Below are 24,356 nucleotides of genomic sequence, written 5' to 3'. Positions count from 1 at the left end.
TGCTGACAAATACTGTCAGTAGCGATCCCCTAGTCTCAGCCCATGTCAAAATCCGATCGCCTCTTCCGCCTGCTGCATCTGATCCGCGGTTTGCGCCCGCCGGTGACTGCCGCGCGTCTGGCTGCAGCAATGGAGGTGTCCGAGCGTACGATTTACCGCGACATCGACAGCCTGCGCGCCGCTGGCGCCTGTATCGAAGGCGAAGCGGGCCTTGGCTACACCATGACCGAAGACCCGGCGCTGCCACCACAGACATTCACCAAGATAGAGTTAGAAGCGCTCACGCTGGGTCTGTCAGACATCAAACAGCGCGGCGATCATGATCTTGCCCAGGGAGCCGAGGATGCGCTGGTCAAGATACTCGCCACCCTGCCCGAACGCCAGCAACGTCAGGCCATGCATGCCGTAAGCCTTGTGCACCGTTTCAACACGCCACCCACCCCCACCATTGATATGACGCTCTTGCGCGAAGCGATGTGGGCCGAAGAGGCGCTTGATATAAGCTACCGCGATCTGAAAGATGCCTGCACGACGCGCCGCATCTACCCGCTGGCGCTGTCATATCACGACCGCAATGTGATGCTTTTGGCCTGGTGCTGCAAACGCACAGACTTCCGCAGCTTCCACGTCACCCGGGTGTTGTCATATGATAAAACCGATGAAAGCTTCCGCCCCCGCCGCGTCCCCCTGCTGCGTCAGTTCATAGATCAGCTGAAAGCGCGCGACAGAGAACAGAGCCCCGCATGACACACATTAAAACTGACAACGGGCGTGATTGATGGCCTGAGCGCAGAACAGGAAGACCGCAGCCTCGGCCACATTAAATCCGCAGAGTTTATTGCAGCCTTCAAACAATAGCCCCGCCCCCGTCACCTTTTCACAAATACTCCGGGGGTGAAGGGGCCAACGGCCCCTGAGGGGGCTGGCCCCCTTTTACCCTTTGGCGGCGATCTCACGCACCCGTTCGATCATGGCGCGCAGCCCGTTTGAACGCTGCGCTGACAGGTGGTCGTTCAGACCCAGCCGCCCCAGTTCTGCCTTGGCGTCCACTGCCAGAACATCGCTCAGCGCCAGACCGTTATACAACTTACGCAAAACCGCGATCAGACCGCGCACGATCATCGCATCGCTGTCACCGTCAAACTGCAAAACGCCGCCGTCGACCTTGGGGTGCAGCCACACCTGGCTGGCGCAACCGTCCACTTTGGTCGCGGGCACTTTCAACGCATCTTCCAGCGGATCCATCGCCTTGCCCAGATCGATCACATGGCGATAGCGATCCTCCCAGTCTTCGAGGAATTCAAAATCTTCAACAATTTCTTCAAAGGCTGCGCTGGCCATGGTCTGTCCTATTGCTGCTCAGATGGGTCGATTTGGATCAGATCAGCACCTAAGGCGCAGACAGGTGCATTTCAACCGCTTTTCAACACGTCCTCAATGGGGTAGTCATTTGGCGATAACATTGATCGGGCGGCTCTCATGCATAAACCTATTGCGCTTCTTTTGACCGGAACCCTCATTCTGTCGAGCTGTGGCACCCTGCGCGACAGCCGCATCAACCCGCGCAACTGGTTCGGCAGCTCCCGCGAAGTGGCCGTGAGAGCGCCAGCAGAAAATGTGAACCCTCTGATCCCCGAAGAGGAAGACAAGGTTAAGTTCAACAAGGATAAATCCAAAGAGGATACAACCATCCTGTTGCGCGATGTCACCGATCTCCGGGTGGAACAGACCTCAACCGGCGCGATCATCTACGCTGCGGGCCTGCCAACGCGCCAGGGGGCCTATGATGTTCACCTGCGTCGTCGTGAAGGCGGTGATGAGAGCGTACTTGAGCTTGAGTTCCGCGTGGCCTACCCCGAACAGGCAACCCAACGCGGCAGCGAGTTCAGCCGCACGGTGCGCGCCGCCTACAGCCTGTCCCGTCAGGAGCTGAACGGCATCGGTCTGATCCGCGTTATCGGCGCAGACACAGCCCGCGAAACCCGCCGCCGCTGAGATCGCATCATATCGCAATAAAAAAGGCCGCATCTTGCGGCCTTATGTGTTTGTGACTGTGTGCTTGGGCCGCTTTTACAGCTCGACTACTTCCACATTCTGCCCTTTGGCACGCAGCGCGATTTCGCCCTCACACAGCCGCAGCGCGTCTTCGCCAAAGACTTCCTTGCGCCAGCCGCTCAATGCTGCGACGTCGCGCTGACCGGCTGCAATGGCATCCAGATCCGCGCTTGGTGCGATGAGTTTGGCCGCCACGCCCGAGGTCTCGGTCTTGGCTTTCAGCAGCACCCGCAACAGATCCGCCAGCGCCGGGTTCACCTGCAGCTTGTCACGGCTGCGATCCGGTTGGGGCATCTTGTCGGCCGGGCAGTTCAGCCCTTTTTGCACTGCGCCCAGGATCCCCTCGGCGATTGCACCTTTACGCGCCTCGCGCAGCAAGAGCCGTGAGCCGCCGAGATCGCCAGTATCCTTGGGCTTGGTTGAAGCCAGCTCCACCAGCGCATCATCTTTGAATACGCGGTTGCGCGGCACATTATTGGTTTGCGCATGGGTTTCGCGAAACGCCGCAAGCTCGCGTACAATGGCAAGGAAACGCGCGGAATTCGTACGTGTTTTCACCCGCTTCCAGGCATCCTGTGGCCGGATTTCATAGGTTGCCGGTGTGGTCAGCACTTCCAGTTCTTCCGCAAGCCAATGGGCGCGACCGTTTTTCGCCAGCTCGCTGCTGAGGAATTCATAAATCACCCGCAGATGGGTCACATCCGCAATCGCATAGCTTTGCTGCGCGCCGCTCAAAGGACGGCGGGACCAATCGGTAAAGCGGGAGCTTTTATCAAGGCTTTGCTTGGCAATCTTGCGCACAAGGGTCTCATAGCCCACCTGCTCGCCAAAACCACAAACCATCGCCGCCACCTGCGTGTCAAACAAAGGCTTTGGAAACACTTTGGCATCGACCCAGAAAATCTCCAGATCCTGACGCGCGGCGTGAAAGACCTTCACCACCGCTTCATTGCGGAAAAGATCATACAGCGGCTCAAGCGACAGACCGCTGGCCAAGGGATCGACCAGAACAGCGTCGGTTTCGCCATCCCCATCAAAGGCCAGCTGAATCAGGCAAAGTTTGGAATAATAGGTTCGCTCACGCAGGAACTCTGTATCGACGGTGACATAGGGATGAGCTGCAGCTTGTAGGCAGAACTGCTCCAGTTCTTCGGTCGTTGTCAGAGTTCTCATAAATCGCGGCTTTTCTTGTTACTCTTTGGTTATCTGCATGGTGATACGCGCGATTGTGACTATTTGCAAACACCTGCGCGCTGAAGCCCAGCTTTGCGTCATGCCATCGCAAACAGGTCACAAGAATAGGCCGATATATCACGAATAATGATCACGATACAATCAATCATTCATTTTCATAATGAAATGACTGCACCTATCTTTCTTTCACAGACCGAGAAGGAGAGATCAGATGGCATATATCGACCAACAGCTTAGCGCCCCCCTTGGCGAGCTGATGATCCCCGCCTCAACCGTGGCAGGGATTGTTGTCATGTTGTTTCTGGGAGGTGCAGCGCTCAGCGCGCCAGACATTCCCGACGCAGAGCTAGACTGGCACGGAAACTCTGCCCGCGTCATTGCGCCCCGTTAGGGCAGCATCACCGGGGTTTTATCCCCCGCAGCAAAGCGACGCAGCACTGCCGGATAGAGCTTGTGTTCCTGAACCAGCACTCGTGCTGCCAGATCATCTGGCGTATCGCCTGCCTGAACCGGCACCCGCGCCTGCCCAAGGATCGGGCCATCATCAAGGCGTGGTGTCACCTCATGTACGGTACAGCCATGTTCTGCGTCGCCTGCTTCCAGTGCGCGCGCATGGGTGTGGAGTCCTTTGTATTTTGGCAACAAAGAGGGGTGGATGTTCAGCATCCGCCCTTCAAACTGGCTGACAAAATCCGCCGTTAGCACCCGCATAAAGCCCGCAAGACAAACAATATCTGCGCCAGACTCGAGAATTGGCTTCACCAGCTCTGCTTCAAAGGCTGCGCGATCACCTTTGAACGGACGGTGATCCACATAGGCGGTATTGATGCCCATGGCAGCGGCCTTCGCCAACCCGCCAGCATCCGCGCTATTGGCCAGCACAAGACAGGGGCGCGCCGGGTGGTCTCCCACCATGCTTTCAGCCAGCGACACCATATTGGAGCCGCCGCCTGAAACCAAAATGGCTACTTTCTTGCTCACAGCAGGCTGCCTGTGTAGCGGATGCCTGCGCCTTCGGTGACGGTGCCGATGCGGGTGACGGTTTCGCCTTCACCTTCCAGCACTTCAACCAATGCGTCCGCACGATCGGCCGCAACTGACAAGATCATGCCCTGACCACAGTTGAACGTCTTGAGCATTTCCGCCTCGACAATACCACCAGCCTCAGCCATCCATTTGAACACGGCGGGCAGCTCCCACGTGTTCAGATCAATATCTGCACCCAGATTTTCGGGCAGAACACGCGGCAGGTTTTCTGTCAGACCACCACCGGTGATATGCGCCAGCGCGTGAACGCCGCCAGCACGAACCGCTGCGAGGCATTGTTTGACGTACAAACGTGTCGGTGTCAGCAGAACCTCACCCACGGTGCCTTCACCAAACGGGCAGGCATCATCCCATGTCAGGCCGGACACTTCGACAAGTTTACGTACCAGGGAATAGCCGTTGGAATGCACCCCATCTGAGGCCAGCGCCAGCAGCACGTCACCCGCTTCAACGCCCGCAGGCAATGCAGTGCCACGCTCCATCGCGCCAACCGAGAATCCTGCGAGATCAAAATCGCCTTCAGGATACATGCCCGGCATTTCTGCGGTCTCACCCCCAATCAGCGCACAGTTCGAACGCACACAGCCTTCGGCAATGCCTTCGATGATGCGCGCAGCGGTTTCTGTTTCCAGCTTACCGGTGGCAAAATAGTCAAGGAAGAACAGCGGCTCTGCCCCTTGGCACACCAGATCGTTCACACACATGGCAACAAGATCGATGCCCACGCCATCAACCACGCCTGTGTCGATCGCGATGCGCAGCTTGGTGCCAACACCATCGGTTGCACCCACCAGGATCGGATCGGTGTAGCCTGCGTCTTTTAGGTCAAACAGGGCGCCAAAACCACCCAGACCGCTCATCACGCCAGAGCGATTGGTCCGTTTTGCAGCTGGCTTGATCCGATCAACCAGATCGTTGCCCGCATCAATATCAACACCTGCGTCTGCGTATGTGAGACCGTTCTTACCGGTGGTCATCTTTTGGCTCCTTTGCAATGGATGCGCTGCCTTTACCGCAAGCCGCTGCCAAAGGAAACACGCGATTGTGCTGTTGATACGACTGCGCCCGCCAAAGCGGGCACAGCAGTTGTTATATAATGTCGATCAGGCTGGATACTGCCAGGGCGCTGCGACAAAATCATAGGCCTCACCTTGGCGTACAACGCGGCCAAAGCCCGGGAATTCCAGGTGTGAACCAGTCACCAGCATCCCATCAGCGGCAGCGCGGTCCAGCATCTTTTTGCGGGTTTCCACAACTGCGGCTGGATCGGTATCAAAGGCCACGGTCCATTCAGGCAGCTTGAACTGCAGCGCGGTCAGGTGAATCACATCACCCCACAAAAGCAGCGACTCGGTGCCACCATCGAGCAGATAGCCCGCGTGACCCGGTGTGTGACCCGGCAGCGGTACAGAAGTAACCCCAGGTGCAACCTCTGTTTCGCCGTTAAACAGTTTCAGGCGATCCGCATAAGGCGCAGTGGTGTTGCGCGCCATCTGGAAGAAACCTTTGTTTTCTTCGGGCACGGACGCCATGATCGCATCATCATACCAGAACTTATGCTCAGCCTCGGCAATCACCAGTTCCGCATTTGGGAACACAACATTGCCCGCACCATCAACCAGACCACCGGTGTGATCCGGGTGCATATGGGTGATGACAATGGTTGAGATCTGTTCAGGGGTGACACCTGCCGCCTTGAGCGAGGCCACCAGTTTGCCCAGGATCGGGCCAAACAGATCAGCGGTGCCGGTGTCGACCAAAGTGTATTTGCCACCCTTTTCGATCAGATAACCGTTGACCGGGATCGGCATGCCCTGCTCACCAAACCGGTGCAGGCTACCTTCAAGCGCGGCATCTGCTTTGGCCTGATCAAACGGTGTGATGATTTGTGACGAAATCGGAATATGGCCATCAAGCAATGCAGTAACCTTTGCATCCCCAATGGTGAAACGGTGGAAAGCGCCTGCCTTAACGGGTTCGTCGCCTGCGTGGGCCACACGGGTCAGCCCTGCACCCGCCACCATAGGCGCGGCCAAAGTTGCGCCCAGAATCTGTCTGCGATTAATTGCCATCTCTCTCTCCAATGCACTTTGCGGATGAAAACCGCTGCAATCGCAAGGTAAGCGCTGGTAATTTCCTCAACCAGCCCCATATGTCTGATGCCCCCTATTAGAACTGCTTATAGGTATTGCGATGGACCGCCTTGGACTGCTGAACACTTTGATCACCGCACTGGATGCAGGCAGCCTCAGTCGCGCCGCCAAACGCCAGGGCATGACCCAATCCGCCGTAAGCCAACAGATCCAGCAGTTGGAACAGCTTCTGGGCCAGCAGCTTTTGCTGCGCACCGCATCCGGCGTGCGCGCCACCCGTGCCGGTGCAACAGCAGCGCAACATGCGCGTGGCTTGCTGGCGGGCTATGCCGCGCTGGAAAAGGATCTGGATTCACAATCCGATCGCCTGTCAGGCACCTATCGTATCAGCGTGGGCACGGTCTTTGGCCGCACCTTCATGGGGCCACTGCTGCTGCAGCTGCGGCAGAAATATCCCGATCTTGATATTGTAATGAACACCGATGATCGCATCGTGGATGTGGTGCGTGAAAACTATGATCTTGCCATTCGCGCAGGCACCATCGGCAACAACGAAGGATTCGGCCGCAAGATCGCCGAATTTGAAACCGTGCTGCTGGCCTCACCCGAGTATGTCAAAACCCACGGATTGCCGCAGCACCCGGATGATCTAAAGCGTCTCAGCTTTATTCGCTATAATGAAGAGGCCGCAAACAACATGCTGCGCCTGACCCGCAATCGTCTGGGTGTAGATGCAGAGGTGCGCGTCGGGTTCACGGCCAGTGATCCCCAACTGATGCTTCAGGCGCTGACAGGAGGAATGGGGTTTGCCCGCGTGGTGCGCATGATCGCCGAAGAGGAAATCCGCAGTGGCGCGTTGGTGGAATTGTTGCCCAACTATACCCCCGCGCCCAAACAGGTCTATGCGGTTTACCCCTCGCGCAACGGCTTGGATCGGTGCCAAGAAGCCATCATCAGCGGCTTTCTTGATCTCGTCAAAGCCCAGCACCCCAATACAACCACCACCAGCAAGCCGCTCGAGCTCATCACCGCTTGACCTCTCCGGTGGTTTTGCCTAACCACAAGTCACGGCGGGCCTGTAGCTCAACGGTTAGAGCAGAGCGCTCATAACGCTTTGGTTGCAGGTTCGAATCCTGCCGGGCCTACCACCGCATCCCTCTATTTGTATCCTTGCGCGCACACAGAATCACGCAATGTGAAATCTTCGTTAAAATCGCGCAACACGCGAATATAACGCATATGTTTCATTAATCGTGAATACCAACGCCGCACTTTCGCATCAACAACCTAACCCTAAGTCTTTGCAAAATATACAAATCACCATCTACTGTCGCGATATGCGACACAGTCTGTTCCTTTCAAACTTTAAGATATTCATGCTAAAACCTTCGTAAATACTTAAGTGTTCTACGAGGAATATCGCTTTGAAAACCGTTTTTATGGCTATTGCAGCCATCGTAACGCTGGCCCTTTCGGTAAGCGCTGCGACCTTTACCTATAATTTTTCAAAAACCGTTGGCCCTGACGAATTCAACGGCAGTTTTACCATCTATTTCCCGCTGGGAACCGTAACCAATTCAACCGTTGGCCTCACTGTCAACAGCACCAACTTCCCGGTGGATGGCGGCGTTTTGTATTCTTACGATGAGAACACCGACTTCCTTGAGATTGGCGGCGCGCTGCCGAACCTTTCAACAACCGGTAACGATTTTGCAGTTGGCATCGCGGATGCGACCAGCGCCAACCCCACCCTGTCGGGCCTTGGCCTGAGCCTGCCGGGACAAGGTATCAATACCGGTATCGGCACCAGCGGCACCCGCTTTGCCGCGAACGAAGGTGGCCCCGCAAATGGCGGCTCTCCCCTGGCAAATGGTGGCAGCGCACAAGTTGACAGCGCGCCTGCACCTGTACCCTTGCCCGCAGCTGGATTGTTGCTGATGGGTGGGCTCGGTGGTCTGGTGCTGATGCGCCGGCGCAAGACGGCCTGATCGCCAGACACTACTCCTGACAAACGCGGATCCTCAAACGTGACAACGCCCACCAAATGGTGGGCGTTTTTTTAGTGCATCACAGATCTTCAGCGTCCGATGACCAGATCGGCCTGCAGCCCACCCAGATTGTCGCTCACCCCCAGACGCAACACACCGCCATGGGCACGGGCCACATCCACAACAATCGCCAAGCCAAGCCCAACGCCAGTGCCCTTGTTCTGATTGCGCGAAGGATCAAGCCGGGTGAATGGGCGAACCGCCTCGTTGCGCTGTTCAAGCGGAATACCGGGGCCGTCGTCTTCGACGCGAATGCGCAGGGCATTTTCCGTCAAAGACACCGACACCCGCGCCCGTGTGCCATAGCGCACCGCATTGGAAATAAGGTTTTCGACCGCGCGCCGCATGCCACCGGATTTCAAGGTAACCGTGCCCGCGCCAACCAGATCACCCAGCATCACATCCTTGCCCTGACGCTGCCAGTCGCCAACGATGGTGGTGGCAAGTTCGATCGGATCCACCTCTTCGGGTGCGCTGGTGGACACCCCGCGGGAGAAATCCAAAAACGCATCAAGCAGCGCCTGCATTTCATCCACATCGCGCAGCATCGGCTCCACCTCATCTTCATCCATCATCGCAAGCCCCAATCTGAGCCGGGTCAGCGGTGTGCGCAGATCATGGCTGACCCCGGAGAGGATCAGGGTGCGTTGTTCGATCTGGCGTTCAATACGGGCGCGCATATCCAGAAACGCCTTGCCCGCCGCGCGCACCTCTGTCGCGCCGCGCGGCGCATAGGCAACGCTGCGCCCACGGCCAAAGGCCTGCGCGGCCTGCGCCAGCTTTTTGATCGGGCGCAGCTGGTTTCGCATATAAACAAAGGACACCACCGTCATCAGGAAGCTGAACACAACCAAAGTCAGGATCAACTGATGCGGCGCGGCAGCTGTCACCCGGCGCTGATCAAAACTCAGCTTGAGCGGGCCGAATTTGCTCGCAATCACAAGGGAGGCGGTTTTGCTGTCGGGCAGCTGCACCGCCAGAATGTCATCGCTGTGTTTGCGCAGCGTATTGCGCACCACCCTGCCGGAATACTCGGTCCAGTCCAGAATATCGCGCTCAGGCGCTGCATCCCTGGGCAAAAACATCGCTTCAATTCGCAACGGCGTTAATGTGGGGGCCATCGCCTGCATCGCCGCATCGGCTGTGGCATGTGGGGCCATAATCTCCTGCAGCAAAATGATCTCACGCAGCATGGTGCGGCTCATTTGCGCGGTCACATCCTCTAGGTCGCGACGCATAAATGAGACCGAAACCACCAACTGCAACAACACCACGGGCAGCACCAGAATAAGCGCCGCACGGGCATAAAGACCTCGCGGAAGATAGTGATTGAGCCGCTCGCGTTTCATCAAAGACCTCTGTAGATATTGGCCAGATGGTGCTGGCTCGCGCCACTATAATGAGATTGGAGCATTTGGACAGTATGGCAGACAAATTCCCCTACCCGCCTGATCCAGCAACGCCGCTGACCCTGAACCCAGATGTGCGGCTTGTGCTGTGCCCCAATGCCTCACCGATGACATTTCATGGCACCAATACATATATCGTCGGCCAAACCGAACTCGCCGTCATCGATCCCGGCCCAGATCATGACGGCCACCTTGATGCGATTCTGGCTGCGGTGAGGCCGGGGCAAAAGATCACCCATATCATTGTCACCCACGCTCATGTGGATCACTCCCCGCTTGCGGCCCGCTTGAGCAAGCAATGCGGCGCGCCAATCTATGCCTTTGGGGATGCCACCGCCGGGCGCAGCACAGTGATGGAGCACCTTGCCAAAAGCGGGCTTGCAGGTGGCGGTGAGGGCATCGACGCAGATTTCCAGCCGGATCACTGCTTGCAAGATGGCGAAACCCTGCAAGCGGACGGTTGGCAGCTAAAGGTGCTGCATACGCCAGGGCATCTGGGCAATCACATCTGTCTGCAAATGGGCGATATATGCTTTAGTGGTGATCTGGTGATGGGCTGGGCCAGCTCTATTGTTTCGCCCCCCGATGGTGATCTGAGCGATTTCATGGCCTCCTGTCGTCGCCTGGCTCGAGGGCGCTGGACCGTGTTTTATCCAGGCCACGGCGCCCCGGTGACAGAGCCCGCTGCCAGACTCAAATGGTTGATCGATCACAGGCTTGGTCGCGAAGCGGAAATCCTTGCGGAACTTGATAAATCACCGGCCACAGCTCAGGCGCTGACACGGGCAATCTATCACGACATTCCAGACCAGCTGCTGCCAGTGGCCGAGCGCAACGTTTTTGCCCACCTTGTTGATTTGCTTCAACGAAACCGCGTGTGCTGTGCGGGACCATTGGGAATTTCCGCCCTTTTTGACCTAGAGTGATTTTTTTCATTTTTTTTCGCAAAACCCTCTGGACGCCCCCACGCAGCACCGCTATACGGCACAGACCGTTCCGACGTAGCTCAGCGGTAGAGCAGTTGACTGTTAATCAATTGGTCGTAGGTTCGATCCCTACCGTCGGAGCCATTTCCCCAAATTGGAAATTGGCATTACCGCAGTGCCCATGCTGCGCGTACAGCCGCTCGTCAGCCATTCATGCCCGCTAAATACATCCCGAACCCTACAGGTCAGCGGTGCTGAAAGCATCAGAGATTCCCCGCAACATTTCGTCTGCGAAATATTTGATCGCTCAGTCAAAAAACAACATTCGACGCCCATCAAAGACCGTCGACCTATCCCCCTCAAAGCCTTGGCGAAAAAAATTGCAAAAGGTGCGTTTTTCCTCTGGACGCCCACGGCGGATAATCCTATACGGCACAGACCGTTCCGACGTAGCTCAGCGGTAGAGCAGTTGACTGTTAATCAATTGGTCGTAGGTTCGATCCCTACCGTCGGAGCCATTTTCCCACCCAGGCAAATGTGAATATTTCACAGCTGAACTGCGACGCAGTTTTACTCTGCAACAATCCGCGTTTCTGCCCCTTCCCTGCACCATTTGCAAAAACCACCAATGATGGCCGCAATATGCTGATGATGGATGGCCGTGGTGTTTGTCTTCTCTGCAAATCGCCAAAGCCAGGACAGCAGGCATCGATGCACCCGGCAACACTGAAGGCAATCTAGCCCCGCCGCAAAACAGCAAGCGCGATGTGAGCTCGGCTCGATGCCCGATCAACAAAAGTCTGAACAGCGATGGCATTATGTCGCTGAGGAGCGATGGCTTTATTCGCTGGGACTATCGTCAGGGCCACTATTATTAAGCGAGATAGTCGTGCATAAGCGACTTCAGCCCGGCGCCCTGCGCGGCGGGCCAGCCTGATTTTTGGTTGGACAATACTAAGGGGAGCCAAGTGCGCGCCAAGTCTACTTTTATAACGCCGGTGCCATCCCAATGGGTTGGCCCCATTCTTTTCAAAGGTGATGTGGTTGAGGGAGAGGTAATGGCTCCGCTGGCCACCTACGAATCCCCGCTCTGGCCCTCCACAGCCCGTGGTGCAGGCGTGTCGCGCCATTCCGGCGGCATCGAGATCACCTTGATCGATGAACGCATGAGCCGCTCTGTTGTGGTCAAAGCCCGCAATGCAGCCGCCGCACATCGGGCCTGGCAGCGCATTGAAGCGCAATTTGACACCGTGGCCGAAGTGGTCGCAAGCACCAGCCGGTTTGCCCGCCTGCTGAAACTGAACCGTCAGATTGTTGGCAACCTGCTTTATGTGCGCATTGAATGCGCAACCGGCGATGCCTCTGGTCACAATATGGTGACCAAAGCCGCCGAAGCCGTGTTGAACTGGATCCTTCTGGACCAGCCCGAGCTGGGATATTCGTCGATCTCAGGTAATTTCTGCACCGACAAGAAAACCTCTGCGGTGAACGGCCTTTTGGGGCGCGGCAAATATGTTGTTGCCGAGGTGGAAATTCCAGCCAAAATCCTGCGCCGCATGCTGCGCACCACCCCTGAAAAGATGGTGGCGCTGAACCTCGAAAAGAACTTTATCGGCGGCAATATCGCAGGCTCACTGCGCAGCGCAAACGCGCATTTTGCCAATATGCTGCTGGCGTTTTTCCTCGCCACCGGTCAGGACGCGGCCAATATCATCGAGGGCAGCCAGGGCATGGTGCACTGCGAAGCCACTGGTGATGGCGGGCTCTATTTCTCCTGCACATTGCCGAACCTGATCATGGGGTCCGTGGGTGCGGGCAAAGGCAATGATATGGTCGAAGACTGCCTGCGTGAAATGGGCTGCAAAGAAGAGCGCGCGCCAGGTGAAAACGCGCGCCGTCTTGCAGGCATCTGCGCCGGTGTTGTGCTGTGTGGTGAATTGTCACTGATGGCTGCGCAAACCAACCCCGGTGAACTTGTTCGCACCCATATGGATATGGAACGATGAGCAGCGGCGGTCCGGATCGCAGCGTTGCCGGGCGCAAAATGGATCATTTGCGCGCGGTGCTGGATGACCCGGATGTGGAGCGCAAACACAGCGGCTTTGACCAGATCTCGCTGACCCACCGTGCCCTGCCAGAGCTGGACCTGGATGCAATCGACACCCGCACCACCTTTCTGGGCAAGGATTTGAGCTTTCCGCTGCTGATTTCGTCGATGACCGGTGGCGCTGATCCGGAAATCCGCCGCATCAACCGCAATCTGGCCGAAGCTGCGGAACAGACCGGCGTTGCTATGGCCGTGGGGTCACAACGGGTGATGTTCACCAATGACGACGCGCGCCAAAGCTTTGAGCTGCGCGACATCGCCCCCACTGCGCCGTTGATTGGCAACATTGGCGCGGTGCAGCTGAATGCCGGGATGAACCGTGACCACTTTCTAAAAGCGGTTGAGGTGCTCGATGCGGATGGCATCTATCTCCATATCAACCCGCTGCAAGAAGCGGTGCAGCCCGAAGGGGATCGTGATTTTTCCAATCTGGCTGCGGCGATTGGTGATCTTGTGCCGCATATGCCGGTGCCTGTATTGATAAAGGAAGTGGGATCTGGCCTGTCAGCGCCAGATATTGAATTGGCCTATGCTGCGGGTATTCGTCATTTTGACGTGGCCGGGCGTGGTGGCACCTCTTGGAGCCGGATCGAATATCATCGTCGCGACGAAGATGAAGACGATCTGGGGCTGGTGTTTCAGGATTGGGGTCTGACGACGGTGGAAAGCCTGCTTGAGGTCGACGCAATTTTGGTTCAAAAGGCCACTCCGACGACACTTGTCGCCAGTGGCGGCATCAGGAACGGTATTGATATGGCTAAATCCATGATACTTGGCGCAGATTTATGCGGCGTGGCCGCTCCGTTCCTCAGCGCGGCACAGGATTCAAGCGCGCGTGTGGTCAAACAAATCACAAAAATGCGCAGAGAATTTCAGACCGCGATGTTTTTGCTGGGTTGTCCCACCCTATCTAAGCTGAAGCGAAACACATCTCTGATCCGACCAAAGGCTAGATTTTTATGATCTCGACTGGATTGAGCGCGATGAGCTTTTATACGCCTCATCGCTACATCGAACTGGCAGAACTTGCCGAGCATCACGGGATTGACCCGGCCAAATTCTCAAAAGGGATCGGCCAGGAAAAAATCGCCCTGCCCGGCCATGACGAAGACATTGTCACCATGGCGGCCGAAGCTGCCAAACCGATTATTGATCGCTATGGCACGGATGGTATCGACACGTTGTTGTTTGCCACCGAAACCGGTGTGGACCAGTCGAAATCTGCTGGGATCTACCTGCATGGGCTTTTGGGGCTGCCCGCCAATATGCGTAACGTTGAGCTGAAACAGGCTTGTTATTCCGCAACGGTCGCCTTGCAGATGGCCTGTGCCCATGTGGCGCGCAAGCCTGATCGCAAGGTGCTGGTGATCGCATCAGACGTGGCGCGTTATGATCTGGACAGCTCGGGCGAGGCCACCCAGGGCGCGGGCGCTGTTGCCATGCTGGTAACCGCCAATCCAACGCTTTTGGAAATTGGCACGGTTTCTGGGCTTTTTACCGAAGACATCATGGATTTTTGGCGTCCAAACCACCGTCGCACCCCGCTGGTGGATGGGAAATATTCCGCGCTGCGCTATCTGAACGCATTGGTCGAAGCCTGGCGCGACTATCAGGCCAATGGCGGCAAGTCTTACGATCAATTTTCACGCTTTTGCTATCACCTGCCGTTTTCGCGCATGGGTGAAAAAGCGCATCGCCATCTGGCAAAAGAGGTCAAAACCAGCGTGGATATGGATCAGGCCCTGCCCGGCATGATCTACAACCGCCAGATCGGCAACAGCTACACCGCATCGGTTTATCTGGCGATCCTGTCCGCACTGGACAATAGCGACGAAGATCTTACCGGCCAGTCTTTTGGTCTCTTTAGCTATGGTTCAGGCGCCAATGGTGAATTCTTTGACGCAACCGTCCAAGAAGGCTACCGCGACCACCTGTTTGACGCGCGTCACCGCGAAATCCTCGCTGAACGCAGCCCGGTGAGCTATGAAGACTATATCAAGCTGTGGCAGGCTCGCTCTGGCGCGGATGGGGAAAACACCGTGATGCCCGATGAGGCAGCAGGGCGCTATCGACTGGCCAGCATTGATGACCACAAACGCATCTACACCGACCGCAACGCCTGACGCGCGCGCCCATGCCCCCGGAAAGCTCATCATTTCAGGTGAGCATTCGGTGCTCTATGGCGCACCTGCTTTGGCAATGGCCATCGCACAATACACCGAGGTCTGGTTTAAACCGCTGCATCCCGGCGAAGGGGTGAAAACCGCGTTTGAAAACCTTTCAAGCGGGGCGGTCTACCCGTTCAAGCTGCTGTCGCAGTTCAAACAATCCCTCGATCGTCGCTTTGATCAGTTCAAACGCGGCGAACTTGACGTGCATAAAATCCTGACCCGGCCCGATGATCTGGCGGTCTACACGCTGGCCTCGCTGTTGCAAGACAGCGCCGATGGGACCGGCACCAAGATCGCAGGCATCGGCGCGATGAACCAGTTTCTGGCCCCCGGTGAACTCGGGAGCCGCTCAGACCTGCCGATTGGCGCAGGCATGGGCTCTTCGGCGGCAGTTGTGGCTGCAACCACGGTATTGTTTGAAAACCTGCTGGGGCGGCACAAAACCCTTGAGGAACGCTATGACCGGGTGCGGTTTTGCGAACGACTGAAACACGGGCGCGCTGGCCCCATCGATGCCGCAGCTGTGGTGCGCGGTGGTTTGGTGCGCGCGGGTGATGTGGGCATTGAAATCCCAGCTCTGCCAATCGACCATGGTCTTTTGCGCGGTGAAGGCTGGTATTGGGTGCTGCATGGACGCCCAGAAAGCTCAACCGGTGAATGTGTCAGTAAGGTGCGCACCCACCACGGCGCGGACACCGCCCTGTGGGATGCTTTTGCGGCCTGTACCCACGGGCTTCTTGATGCGCTGGTACGGGGCAGCTGCCCCAAGACTGCGATCACGGAAAATCAACGCCTGCTAGAACGGATCGGCGTGGTGCCTGAGCCCGCGCAGGAATTCATTCGTGCCGCCGAGGCCGCAGGAGGCGCCGCCAAGATATGCGGCGCAGGCTCTGTGAAAGGCCCTCACGGCGGCGTGATCCTTGTACATATGGATGATGGAATGGAGACCTTTATGGCGCGCTATCCTGCACTGAAATGGGCCAAACTGCGCATGGCAGCCAAAGGTGCCGCAGCTGGTGCCGCCCCATCAGGAGAGCAGCAATGATCAAAGCAAGCGCCCCCGGGTCCATCATGATCACCGGCGAACATGCGGTTGTCTATGGTCACAAGGCCATTGTTGCCGCCATAGAGCAACGCGTGTTTGTAACCCTGACACCGCGTGACGATCAACGCGTGGTGATCCGCTCAGAAATTGCTGACCCGCTTGAGATCGCGCTTGCGGATATCGCCATTGAAGGCCCTTACCGGTTTGTGCTGGCCGCAGTGCTTCAGCATCGCGCGCAATTGCCTTCAGGGTTTGCGCTCGACATCAGATCAGAGATCAACCCCACTTTGGGGCTTGGATCATCAGCGGCGGTGACCATTGCCTGCCTTGGTGCAATTGCGCGTTATGCTGGCGCGGCGCTTGAGGATCTACATGCCCGCGCCCATAAGATTATCTTGGATATTCAGGGCCGTGGCAGCGGTGCTGATCTTGCCGCCAGCCTCACCGGTGGCATGATTTCTTATGATAACACGGGCGAAATCAGCCCCCTTCCCCTGCCTCCTCAGCTGGGATTGAAATACTGCGGCTATAAGACCCCCACAGCGGTGGTACTGCAAAGAGTCGCCGAAGACTCCAAAGGTCGAGAGGACGAGATCGCGACGCTTTACCAAGACATGGGCGAAAGCGCGCAACACGCAATTGACGCAGCCCTAACACAGGACTGGCAGCGCTTTGGTGCAGAGCTCACCCGCTATCAGGGGTTCATGGAAACCCTGGGTGTCAGTGATGATGTATTGGATCAGATCATAGCTGACGCGCGCACAACAGCGCAGGCGACCAAAATCTCTGGCTCCGGTCTTGGTGATTGTGTGCTGTCGCTGGGCACGCTGCCCCAAGGGTTCACCGCCGCACGCGTGGCAGAACAAGGATTGATTATCGATGGATGACGCAGCCCGCAGCCTGATTTCACAAACGCCCAAACGTGAACCACAAAGTTTTAGTGCCTACGCACCAAGCAATATTGCGCTGTCCAAATACTGGGGCAAACGCGACAAGGCGCGCAATCTGCCGCTGAACAGTTCGCTGTCGATCTCGCTGGGCGAATGGGGATCACATACCACTGTTGCGCCCTCTGAGGATGGGCTGGATCATGTGACGCTGAACGGTGAATCCCTGGCAGCAGACACCGCATTTGCCCGTAAGGCGCTGGCTTTTGCCGATCTGTTTCGCAACAACTGCCCGCTTAGAATTGACACCCGCAACACCATTCCCACTGCCGCTGGGTTGGCCTCATCCGCGTCTGGATTTGCCGCCCTCACCCGTGCGCTTTGTGGCAGTTTTGACATGGAGCTTTCCGAGCCCGAGATGAGCCTGATTGCCCGCATTGGCAGCGGCAGTGCAAGCCGGTCGCTTTGGCACGGGTTTGTACGCTGGAATATGGGCACAGCCGAAGATGGCGGCGATAGTTTTGCCGAGCTGCTCCCCTACCGCTGGGATGATTTTCGTATCGCGATTGTCAAAGTGGACACAGCACCTAAATCCCATTCGTCGCGCGATGGTATGAACCACACGACCAAAACCAGCCCCCTGTTTGCCGCGTGGCCCGCACAAGCAGAGCGAGACTGCCGCATAGTCGAAGATGCTATTTCAGAGCGTGATTTCAAAATCTTGGGTGAAACAGTTGAAGCAAACGCGCTGGCGATGCATGCCACCATGCAAGCCGCGCGCCCGGCGCTCAGCTACCTCACAGCCCAAAGCTGGCAGGTGCTGGAACAACTGTGGCAGGCACGCAGCAACGGGCTTGAAGCCTATGCAACCATGGACGCAGGCGCCAATGTAAAGCTGATCTTTTTGCAAGACAGCACAGACGACATCACTTCCGTCTTCCCAGATGCAACCGTGATTGATCCCTTTGCTGGCCAATAGGCGCATGCACTTAATCTAAAAGCGACTACTCCGCTGCGATCTGGCCAAGGTCGTGGGCCAAGACGGTCTCCGTCTCTTGCCAGACGCGGCCAAAATCATCACAGGCCTCGGGGCGCGGCGCATTGTCCATCTCAATCTGCTGCAAGCACACGCGCAGTCCCGGCATGCCAAGAACAGCTGCTGATCCCGCAAGGCGGTGTGCCTCTGCGCGCAGATCACTACCGATTTCAACGCCCCCACCAATTTCACCGGCAAAATCTGCAATCTCATCAAGGAAACGCATCAGAAACTCTTGCGCTTTCTCATTGCCAAGCAATTCAAAGAATTGCGCCAGATCTGAACTGTCACCCTCCTCTTCCTCAAGTGAGTTGGAGACTTTGGCGCGGCGGCTGATCACTTCTTGCAGCTTGGGTTTGTCCACCGGTTTGGTCAGGATCTCGGCAAAACCTGCTTCCAGAATGCGACGATGATCATCGGCAGCAGCATGCGCGGTGAGTGCCACAATATCGGTTCCTGCCGCCAGCCCACGCATGCGGATGCGCTGGATCGCCTCGATGCCGTCGATATCGGGCATGCTGATGTCCATCAGGATCAGGTCAAACTCATTCTCGGAGGCAAAATTAATCGCTTCGCCACCGCCCGATGCGGCAACCACCTGGTGGCCCATCATTTCCAGCATCCGTTTGAGCAATTCACGATTTACATCGTTGTCTTCCACCACCATCAGACGCACTGGCCCCTGCACCTGCGCCTGCGGTGCATTGCGCGCGGATTGCGATATTTCCGCCATTGGCAGCGGAATGCGGAAGACAAAACTGCTGCCTTCGCCCAGCTCGCTGTCACAGCTGATTTCGCCCCCCATGCCGGCAACCATCCGCCGGGTAATCGCAAGCCCCAGCCCGGTGCCTTCGCTCATCCGGCCGTAGCTGGTATCAAGGGTGACAAAGTCTTCAAAGATACGATCAAGATGCGCAGGCGCGATGCCTTTTCCGGTATCTGCAACCTGAAACTCTACGATATCGCCACCATCGATACGGACCACATCCACCATAATTGCACCGTTACGGGTGAATTTGATGGCATTGCCCACAAGGTTCAGCAAGGCCTGCTGGATCGCGCGTGAACGCCCTTCAACCGTGGGTACAAGGCCAAGATTGCAATGGACCGTCAGCTCATTTCCATTGGCGCTGGCGGCGGCCTGTTGGCTGGTGACCAAACCATCAACCAGATCAACAAGATCAAAGGTCGACGTTTCTTCCGGACTTGCATCAGATTCAAGGCGTGAGAGCTCTAGCACATCATTGACATGCTGAAGCAGCAATTCGCCCGAAACCCGCATGGCGCGCAGGTACTTCTGCTGTTGCCGGGTCGGCTCTTCCGCCTCCATGATATCAATCGCCCCCAAGACCCCGGTAAGGGGGGTGCGCATTTCATGGCTCATGACGGTGAGCAGATTGGCCTTGGCACGCTCTCCGGCCAATGCATCATCACGCGCAGCGCGCAGCTCTGCTTCGACCGCATAACGATCCGAAATATCACGCAAGAAACTTACAAAAACAGTCTCATCATCGGCATAGGTCGGGGTAATGGAGAGCTCAACTGGGAAAACTTCGCCCGTTTTTCGCAGCCCCTCAAGTTCGATACGGCCATTGGATGACGCCTTGGCGATACCGGTGCTGAGAAACCGCTCAAGCCCGGCTTTATGGGCCTTGCGATGATGGGTCGGGACAATCAGCTGCGCCATGTCCACGCCCATCGCTTCGTCGCGGGAATAACCAAAAACGGATTCAGCTGCGCCGTTGTATTCAACGATATGGCCAGAGCTGTCCATCACCAAAATCGCATCCAGTGAAGAGGTTACCATTGCGCGCATCCGTGCGGCAGTGGATTCGTTGATATGCGCAAGCTGCCGCCCTCGCCGGTACAACACCGACAGCAACAGCGCGGTCATGCCCAATGCAGTCACCAAAACAAAGACAACCGCCGCCATTTGGGACAGTAACCGGTGCAGATCATGTCGCTTGGCTGCATTTTGCGCCGCATTGGTGTCAATCGCAGTGAGTGCCAGCGCGCGGGTGTCGGTTCGATTGTCCGCCAGCAGCGCGCGAAAACTGTCGAGATTGCCCATCAACTCCACATCGGAGGCATCCACATAAACGGCCATCTCATCCAAGCGCGCCTGAATGCGCAGCAGAACTTCAAAGGCGTTTTCATTCTGTCGCAATGGCGCAAAGACCGAGCTTTCGCGCACAGTCACAATACGGCTGTAAAACACATCAAACGCGCGCCGCATTTCATTCAGATCATTAGAACTTTCCACCCTAAGAGCTTCTTTTTCCACCTTAAGGTGCTCGACCTCTATCTGGGTGATGTTCCACTGAAAATTATCAGTCTGGGCAATGGAAAGCTCTTCCAACCGCTGCAAAATTTTACTGCCAAGCCAGATCGACTCCCCAAAAAGAAGCAATAAAATGACGGTTCCGAAAATCGCGATTATGCGCCGAAACCGCCTGAGCCGCCGTTGATTTTGTTTGCCCTGCGTCATTTATTACTCCGCAGAGACGATCAGCTTCTCCAGCTGCCAAATGCTACGGGAATAGACCACTTCGGTTTGATAGTCGGGATTACTATCATAAGGATATACCACCCAGAGCGGCCCTTTATTGCGTACTGACATGGCCGCGCCATTGCGTTCAAACGCAATCATCGGGCCATCAGCAACGGCATCAGAGGTGGGGATCTGAACCGAATAGGCGTTGATCGCAACAGCCTCGATCACTGGGCCCGTCACCGCAAACTGAGCGACAAGGCTCGAAAGCGGCACCCCGGTGAAAGTTTGCATTCCTTCAGTCCAGATGGTTTCGGTGCCAAATGTGGCGGTTTGCATCTCCCGCAGCTCGGCCAAGGAAAAACTGTGGCTGCCGACAACCGCCCCCGCTTCATCGGTGATGTCCACGGTCAGGATGGTGTCATCCGCTGCGGTGGCGGCAGATACCCCCGCCAGAAGCAAAACGCCCATTACAGCGGATGTGTTGAAAATTGCGGTCATCAAATAGCTCCTTGTGCACTCATACGCGTGTTAAGCGAACTATGGCATAAACTGCACCAGCTCGCATTTGCCCCTAGGGATATTTGACTATTCTTTGGTATATTACTTTCTACATTCTGAATAAGAGAAATACCCACAGTTGTTTCTCCGTAAAATTTATACTTCACTACTATTAAGTGCATTGAGGGAACCCATTTAAGGAGGCAACAATGCGCGGTAACATGATGCTGAGTTCGCAAAACGTAGAGGAATTTGAAACCAATTCCGTTTTACAGTTCGAAACTGGAACAATCGGAAAGGCAGACCCCGTTATGCGTATATTGATTGCAGACGATCACGATATGGTTCGCGAAACCATCTCTGCCTATTTGATGTCAGAGGGTGGCGCAGAGGTGACAACTGCAATTGATCTGCCCAGCGCATTGAACGAGCTGGAAGACAGCGGCCCATTTGATCTGGTGCTGCTCGACTATAATATGCCGGGGATGATGGGGCTTGATGGGTTGTCACGCGCGCTGAACGCCAATGGCGGCAAAGGTGTTGGCATCCTTTCCGGCAGCGCCCCCGCGCGCACCGCTCAGGATGCGCTGGACGCGGGTGCAATCGGGTTTATTCCCAAAACCATGGGCGCAAAATCACTGCTGAACGCGGTGCGTTTCATGAGCGCAGGTGAAATCTACATCCCGGTAGAACTGATGCGCGAGCAAGCCTCAAGCCAGACCCATCCTTTGGCGCAAAAGTTGAGCCCAAGGGAGCTGGAAGTGCTGGGCGGGCTAAGCCGCGGACTGTCGAACAAAGAAATTGCCCGGGAGCTGGATCTGCAAGAGGTCACCATCAAACTGCACGTGCGCACCCTGTGCCGCAAGCTTGATGCGAAAAACCGCACACAGGCTGCGTTGATCGCTAAGGAGGCCGGGCTTTTCTGAGAGGCCCCGGTCCAACGGCCCTCTGGAAGCCTACAATCTCAGCCGGGTCGCAGCCTGAAAACTTTGGCATTTGAAACGCTGTCCTCAAGCGGGCGTACGAACCACGCGGCGGTATCTGCGGTGCCAGCTGATGCGTCCTCTCATCGACATCTGCCACCATCGCACGAGGCGCAACACGCCAGATGGTATGTGTGACACATTAGAGTGGTGACATTGCGCGGAGCACAGCCTATGTTCCCCTTATGTCCAGTCCGATTTCTTCAATCAAATATCTTGGTGACGCGTTTGAACGTTCATGTTCAAACGCAGGAATTACCTCTGCAGAAGAGCTGCGTGCGCTTGGGGCAGATGAGGCTTATGCAAAGCTCTTGCGCGCAGGTACAAAACCACATTTCATTGGCTACTACGTTCTGGTCATGGCCTTGCAGGGTCGGCCCTGGAACGACTGCAAAGGCGAAGAGAAACAGGCGCTCAGACAGCGTTTTGATACCATCAAGGCGCAAGCCTTTGACAAGAACCTCTCGGAGTTTGAACGCATGCTCGACACGATCGGCGTGATTGAACGCAAAAGCTGATGTTTCTGCACTTGCACCCTGCCCGCGCTTGCGCGTAGAGCGCAGCCTAAAGCGCATATGCGACAGGAGCTTTCCGTTATGGCACCCGCCGTTTTGATCCAGAACATCGTAAGATTGGGACAGACCCTGCACCGCGGCGGTTGCGCGCCCTATAAGATCGAAAAATACGTGCAGCACTACGGCGCGACCCACGGGATCACAACCGTGGTGCAGGCGACGCCAAATGCGATCAACTACCATTTTCCCGACGAAAACAACCAAACGGTGCTGAGCCGTCTGGAACCGGCCCAGATCGACCTTAGCCTGCTGGCGCATACGATTTTACACATCAACGATCCGGCACGAACGCCACTGAAAGACCCTGGCTCCTACCCCGGTTGGCTGATATTTCTGGCCAATATTGCGGTGCCGCCCTCATTTCTGACCCTGATCGGTGCAAGCCTGCACAGTGTGGCGCTGGCGGCTGTGCTTGGATTTCTGGTCTGGGTCTGTCAGCAGATCTGTCGCAAAGACCGCGCCATCCTGACCGAATTTCTGAGCGCACTGGTGACCGGGATTGCCGTCTCATACATCAGCAGCATCGGGTTTGCGGTGCCGGTCTGGGGGCTCTCTATCGCGGCTATCATCCTGTTTGTGCCCGGGCTTTCGATTGCCAATGCGTTGGAATGTCTTGCGTTTAACGATCTTGTCTCGGGCACTGGATTGCTCGCGCATTCATTGTTTGTACTGATGAAGCTTTTCATTGGCATCTATATTGGGCTTAGCCTAGGGGATGTGTTTTGGGGGCAAGGCATTTCTGCGCCCAATGTGAGCGAAGTCTATTTCTGGATGCCCTTTGTGGCGCTGCCGCTGCTGTCGTTTTCTGTCGGAGTGATTTTCAATGCACGCCTACAAGACATTGCCTTGGCGCTACCGGTCACAATCCTTGGCATGTGGGGGCCGCTCCTGTTGGATTTTGGCGGTGGCTGGATTGTTGGCACTTGGCTGACGGCAATGGTGATCACGCTTTATGGCACCTGGCTGGCAAAACGGCTCAAGCTGACCGGTGCGATCTATATCGTGCAGGGGATCATCATTCTGGTGCCAGGTAGCCGGGTCTTGATGGGGGCAACCCAGTCGCTGTTTGCGGAATCGCTGATGGCGGATGCCAGCGTTGGGCTTTCGGCGTTTTTGATGTTTTCTTCAATTGTCGCGGGGCAAGTCACCGCACTGGCGCTTTATTCGCAGAAAAACCGCAACCTGGTGTCATAGGCACAAAAAGGGCCGCTGCGCAGATCCGCAGCGGCCCTTAATAATACTGATCAAACCAGTGGCTTAGCCAACCAGCTCAAGACCTGCAAAGAAGTATGCGATCTCTACCGCTGCGGTTTCCGGTGCGTCGGAACCGTGAACAGAGTTTTCGCCGATGGATTCAGCGAACTCAGCGCGGATGGTGCCCGCGTCTGCTTCGGCAGGGTTGGTCGCGCCCATAACTTCGCGGTTTTTCGCGATTGCGCCTTCACCTTCGAGAACCTGTACAATAACCGGCTCAGAAGACATGAATTCGCACAGTTCGTCGTAGAACGGACGCTCAGCGTGCACTTCGTAGAACTTGCCCGCTTGTGCTTTGGTCATGTGGATGCGCTTTTGTGCAACGATGCGCAGGCCAGCTTCTTCGAACTTGGCGTTGATTTTGCCGGTCAGGTTGCGGCGGGTTGCGTCGGGCTTGATGATGGAAAAAGTGCGTTCCAGTGCCATTGTGGCTCTCCTTGACTGGTGTACGGGGCCATCCCGCACGAAAAACTTTGCGCGCCGGGTAACATGCCTTTTGGCTCATGGGAAGAGGATTGTGTGTGCAACATGTTG

At 56.4% G+C, this 24,356-nt stretch carries 25 protein-coding genes and 3 tRNA genes; 19 read left to right on the top strand and 9 right to left on the bottom strand.

Annotated features, from left to right (window positions below; all coding sequences use genetic code 11):
* Nucleotides 1-42: 42 nt before the first annotated feature.
* The gene (locus GG681_RS01410) at nt 43-747 is read left to right on the top strand and encodes a helix-turn-helix transcriptional regulator (RefSeq protein ID WP_153544329.1); all 705 of its coding nucleotides are present in this window, start codon (nt 43-45) and stop codon (nt 745-747) included.
* 186 nt (nt 748-933) lie between these two features.
* Here the strand turns inward: GG681_RS01410 and GG681_RS01405 are convergent, their stop codons facing one another.
* Complete coding sequence (locus GG681_RS01405) at nt 934-1,341, bottom strand: SufE family protein (RefSeq protein ID WP_153544327.1); 408 nt, start codon at nt 1,339-1,341, stop codon at nt 934-936.
* 138 nt (nt 1,342-1,479) lie between these two features.
* Between GG681_RS01405 and GG681_RS01400 the strand changes: the two genes are divergently transcribed.
* Nucleotides 1,480-1,995, top strand: a complete 516-nt coding sequence (locus GG681_RS01400; RefSeq protein WP_153544325.1) for a hypothetical protein — start codon at nt 1,480-1,482, stop codon at nt 1,993-1,995.
* 75 nt (nt 1,996-2,070) lie between these two features.
* On the opposite strand, the gene rnd is transcribed toward GG681_RS01400, so the two are convergent.
* Nucleotides 2,071-3,228, bottom strand: coding sequence for a ribonuclease D (gene rnd / locus GG681_RS01395; RefSeq protein ID WP_153544322.1), 1,158 nt, complete (start codon nt 3,226-3,228; stop codon nt 2,071-2,073).
* Between the two features lie 232 nt (nt 3,229-3,460).
* Between rnd and GG681_RS01390 the strand changes: the two genes are divergently transcribed.
* Nucleotides 3,461-3,640: a hypothetical protein gene (locus GG681_RS01390; protein WP_153544320.1), complete on the top strand. Its 180-nt coding sequence runs from the start codon at nt 3,461-3,463 to the stop codon at nt 3,638-3,640.
* Here GG681_RS01390 and purN read toward each other — a convergent pair.
* The 3 genes from purN to GG681_RS01375 all read right to left on the bottom strand — a co-directional run bounded on the left by purN (nt 3,637) and on the right by GG681_RS01375 (nt 6,368).
* Nucleotides 3,637-4,230 (bottom strand): phosphoribosylglycinamide formyltransferase, encoded by a 594-nt coding sequence (gene purN / locus GG681_RS01385; RefSeq protein ID WP_328593221.1) that lies wholly within the window; start codon nt 4,228-4,230, stop codon nt 3,637-3,639. The genes GG681_RS01390 and purN overlap by 4 nt on opposite strands.
* Complete coding sequence (purM, locus tag GG681_RS01380) at nt 4,227-5,273, bottom strand: phosphoribosylformylglycinamidine cyclo-ligase (protein WP_153544318.1); 1,047 nt, start codon at nt 5,271-5,273, stop codon at nt 4,227-4,229. The genes purN and purM overlap by 4 nt, the downstream gene beginning before the upstream one ends.
* 126 nt (nt 5,274-5,399) lie before the next feature.
* Nucleotides 5,400-6,368, bottom strand: a complete 969-nt coding sequence (locus tag GG681_RS01375) for an MBL fold metallo-hydrolase (protein ID WP_153544316.1) — start codon at nt 6,366-6,368, stop codon at nt 5,400-5,402.
* A gap of 121 nt (nt 6,369-6,489) precedes the next feature.
* On the opposite strand from GG681_RS01375, the gene GG681_RS01370 reads away from it, so the two are divergent.
* From GG681_RS01370 to GG681_RS01360, 3 genes are all read left to right on the top strand, one after another.
* A complete protein-coding gene (locus tag GG681_RS01370) occupies nt 6,490-7,425 on the top strand; it encodes a LysR family transcriptional regulator (RefSeq protein ID WP_153544314.1) in 936 nt (311 codons plus the stop codon).
* Between the two features lie 36 nt (nt 7,426-7,461).
* Nucleotides 7,462-7,537 (top strand) — tRNA-Ile (locus GG681_RS01365).
* A 276-nt stretch (nt 7,538-7,813) separates the two neighbouring features.
* Nucleotides 7,814-8,377 (top strand): VPLPA-CTERM sorting domain-containing protein, encoded by a 564-nt coding sequence (locus GG681_RS01360; RefSeq protein ID WP_235899691.1) that lies wholly within the window; start codon nt 7,814-7,816, stop codon nt 8,375-8,377.
* Nucleotides 8,378-8,466: 89 nt separating this feature from the next.
* On the opposite strand, the gene GG681_RS01355 is transcribed toward GG681_RS01360, so the two are convergent.
* On the bottom strand, nt 8,467-9,786 hold the full coding sequence (locus GG681_RS01355) for an ATP-binding protein (protein WP_153544312.1): 1,320 nt from the start codon (nt 9,784-9,786) through the stop codon (nt 8,467-8,469).
* A gap of 74 nt (nt 9,787-9,860) precedes the next feature.
* Here GG681_RS01355 and GG681_RS01350 point away from each other — a divergent pair, with 74 nt between their 5' ends.
* From GG681_RS01350 to mvaD, 10 genes are all read left to right on the top strand, one after another.
* Nucleotides 9,861-10,772 (top strand): MBL fold metallo-hydrolase, encoded by a 912-nt coding sequence (locus tag GG681_RS01350; protein WP_153544309.1) that lies wholly within the window; start codon nt 9,861-9,863, stop codon nt 10,770-10,772.
* Between the two features lie 69 nt (nt 10,773-10,841).
* Nucleotides 10,842-10,916, top strand: a tRNA-Asn gene (locus GG681_RS01345).
* Nucleotides 10,917-11,215: 299 nt separating this feature from the next.
* Nucleotides 11,216-11,290, top strand: a tRNA-Asn gene (locus GG681_RS01340).
* Between the two features lie 150 nt (nt 11,291-11,440).
* The gene (locus GG681_RS17650) at nt 11,441-11,650 is read left to right on the top strand and encodes a hypothetical protein (RefSeq protein ID WP_194287117.1); all 210 of its coding nucleotides are present in this window, start codon (nt 11,441-11,443) and stop codon (nt 11,648-11,650) included.
* 90 nt (nt 11,651-11,740) lie between these two features.
* A complete protein-coding gene (locus GG681_RS01335) occupies nt 11,741-12,778 on the top strand; it encodes a hydroxymethylglutaryl-CoA reductase (RefSeq protein ID WP_328593220.1) in 1,038 nt (345 codons plus the stop codon).
* Complete coding sequence (gene fni, locus GG681_RS01330; protein WP_153544304.1) at nt 12,775-13,842, top strand: type 2 isopentenyl-diphosphate Delta-isomerase; 1,068 nt, start codon at nt 12,775-12,777, stop codon at nt 13,840-13,842. Before GG681_RS01335 ends, fni begins: the two co-directional genes overlap by 4 nt.
* Complete coding sequence (locus tag GG681_RS01325) at nt 13,839-15,002, top strand: hydroxymethylglutaryl-CoA synthase (RefSeq protein WP_153544302.1); 1,164 nt, start codon at nt 13,839-13,841, stop codon at nt 15,000-15,002. Before fni ends, GG681_RS01325 begins: the two co-directional genes overlap by 4 nt.
* Nucleotides 14,965-16,095, top strand: a complete 1,131-nt coding sequence (locus GG681_RS01320; protein WP_153544300.1) for a mevalonate kinase family protein — start codon at nt 14,965-14,967, stop codon at nt 16,093-16,095. The genes GG681_RS01325 and GG681_RS01320 overlap by 38 nt, the downstream gene beginning before the upstream one ends.
* On the top strand, nt 16,092-16,982 hold the full coding sequence (locus GG681_RS01315) for a mevalonate kinase family protein (RefSeq protein WP_194287116.1): 891 nt from the start codon (nt 16,092-16,094) through the stop codon (nt 16,980-16,982). Before GG681_RS01320 ends, GG681_RS01315 begins: the two co-directional genes overlap by 4 nt.
* Nucleotides 16,975-17,961 (top strand): diphosphomevalonate decarboxylase, encoded by a 987-nt coding sequence (gene mvaD / locus GG681_RS01310; protein WP_153544296.1) that lies wholly within the window; start codon nt 16,975-16,977, stop codon nt 17,959-17,961. The genes GG681_RS01315 and mvaD overlap by 8 nt, the downstream gene beginning before the upstream one ends.
* A gap of 25 nt (nt 17,962-17,986) precedes the next feature.
* Here mvaD and GG681_RS01305 read toward each other — a convergent pair whose 3' ends face one another.
* Nucleotides 17,987-20,386, bottom strand: a complete 2,400-nt coding sequence (locus GG681_RS01305) for a hybrid sensor histidine kinase/response regulator (protein ID WP_194287115.1) — start codon at nt 20,384-20,386, stop codon at nt 17,987-17,989.
* Between the two features lie 123 nt (nt 20,387-20,509).
* A complete protein-coding gene (locus GG681_RS01300; protein ID WP_153544292.1) occupies nt 20,510-21,010 on the bottom strand; it encodes a molybdopterin-dependent oxidoreductase in 501 nt (166 codons plus the stop codon).
* A gap of 311 nt (nt 21,011-21,321) precedes the next feature.
* On the opposite strand from GG681_RS01300, the gene GG681_RS01295 reads away from it, so the two are divergent.
* From GG681_RS01295 to GG681_RS01285, 3 genes are all read left to right on the top strand, one after another.
* Complete coding sequence (locus tag GG681_RS01295) at nt 21,322-21,936, top strand: response regulator transcription factor (RefSeq protein ID WP_153545142.1); 615 nt, start codon at nt 21,322-21,324, stop codon at nt 21,934-21,936.
* A gap of 242 nt (nt 21,937-22,178) precedes the next feature.
* Nucleotides 22,179-22,511, top strand: coding sequence for a TfoX/Sxy family DNA transformation protein (locus GG681_RS01290; RefSeq protein ID WP_153544290.1), 333 nt, complete (start codon nt 22,179-22,181; stop codon nt 22,509-22,511).
* A 78-nt stretch (nt 22,512-22,589) separates the two neighbouring features.
* Nucleotides 22,590-23,762: a threonine/serine exporter family protein gene (locus GG681_RS01285; RefSeq protein ID WP_153544288.1), complete on the top strand. Its 1,173-nt coding sequence runs from the start codon at nt 22,590-22,592 to the stop codon at nt 23,760-23,762.
* 63 nt (nt 23,763-23,825) lie between these two features.
* On the opposite strand, the gene ndk is transcribed toward GG681_RS01285, so the two are convergent.
* Complete coding sequence (gene ndk / locus GG681_RS01280) at nt 23,826-24,248, bottom strand: nucleoside-diphosphate kinase (protein ID WP_153544285.1); 423 nt, start codon at nt 24,246-24,248, stop codon at nt 23,826-23,828.
* Nucleotides 24,249-24,356: the final 108 nt, after the last annotated feature.

The organism is Tritonibacter aquimaris (genome assembly GCF_009617595.1).
GTDB lineage: Bacteria > Pseudomonadota > Alphaproteobacteria > Rhodobacterales > Rhodobacteraceae > Epibacterium > Epibacterium aquimaris.
Note: the sequence above shows the minus strand (reverse complement) of the source record. Positions and strands in the feature narration are given on the sequence as shown.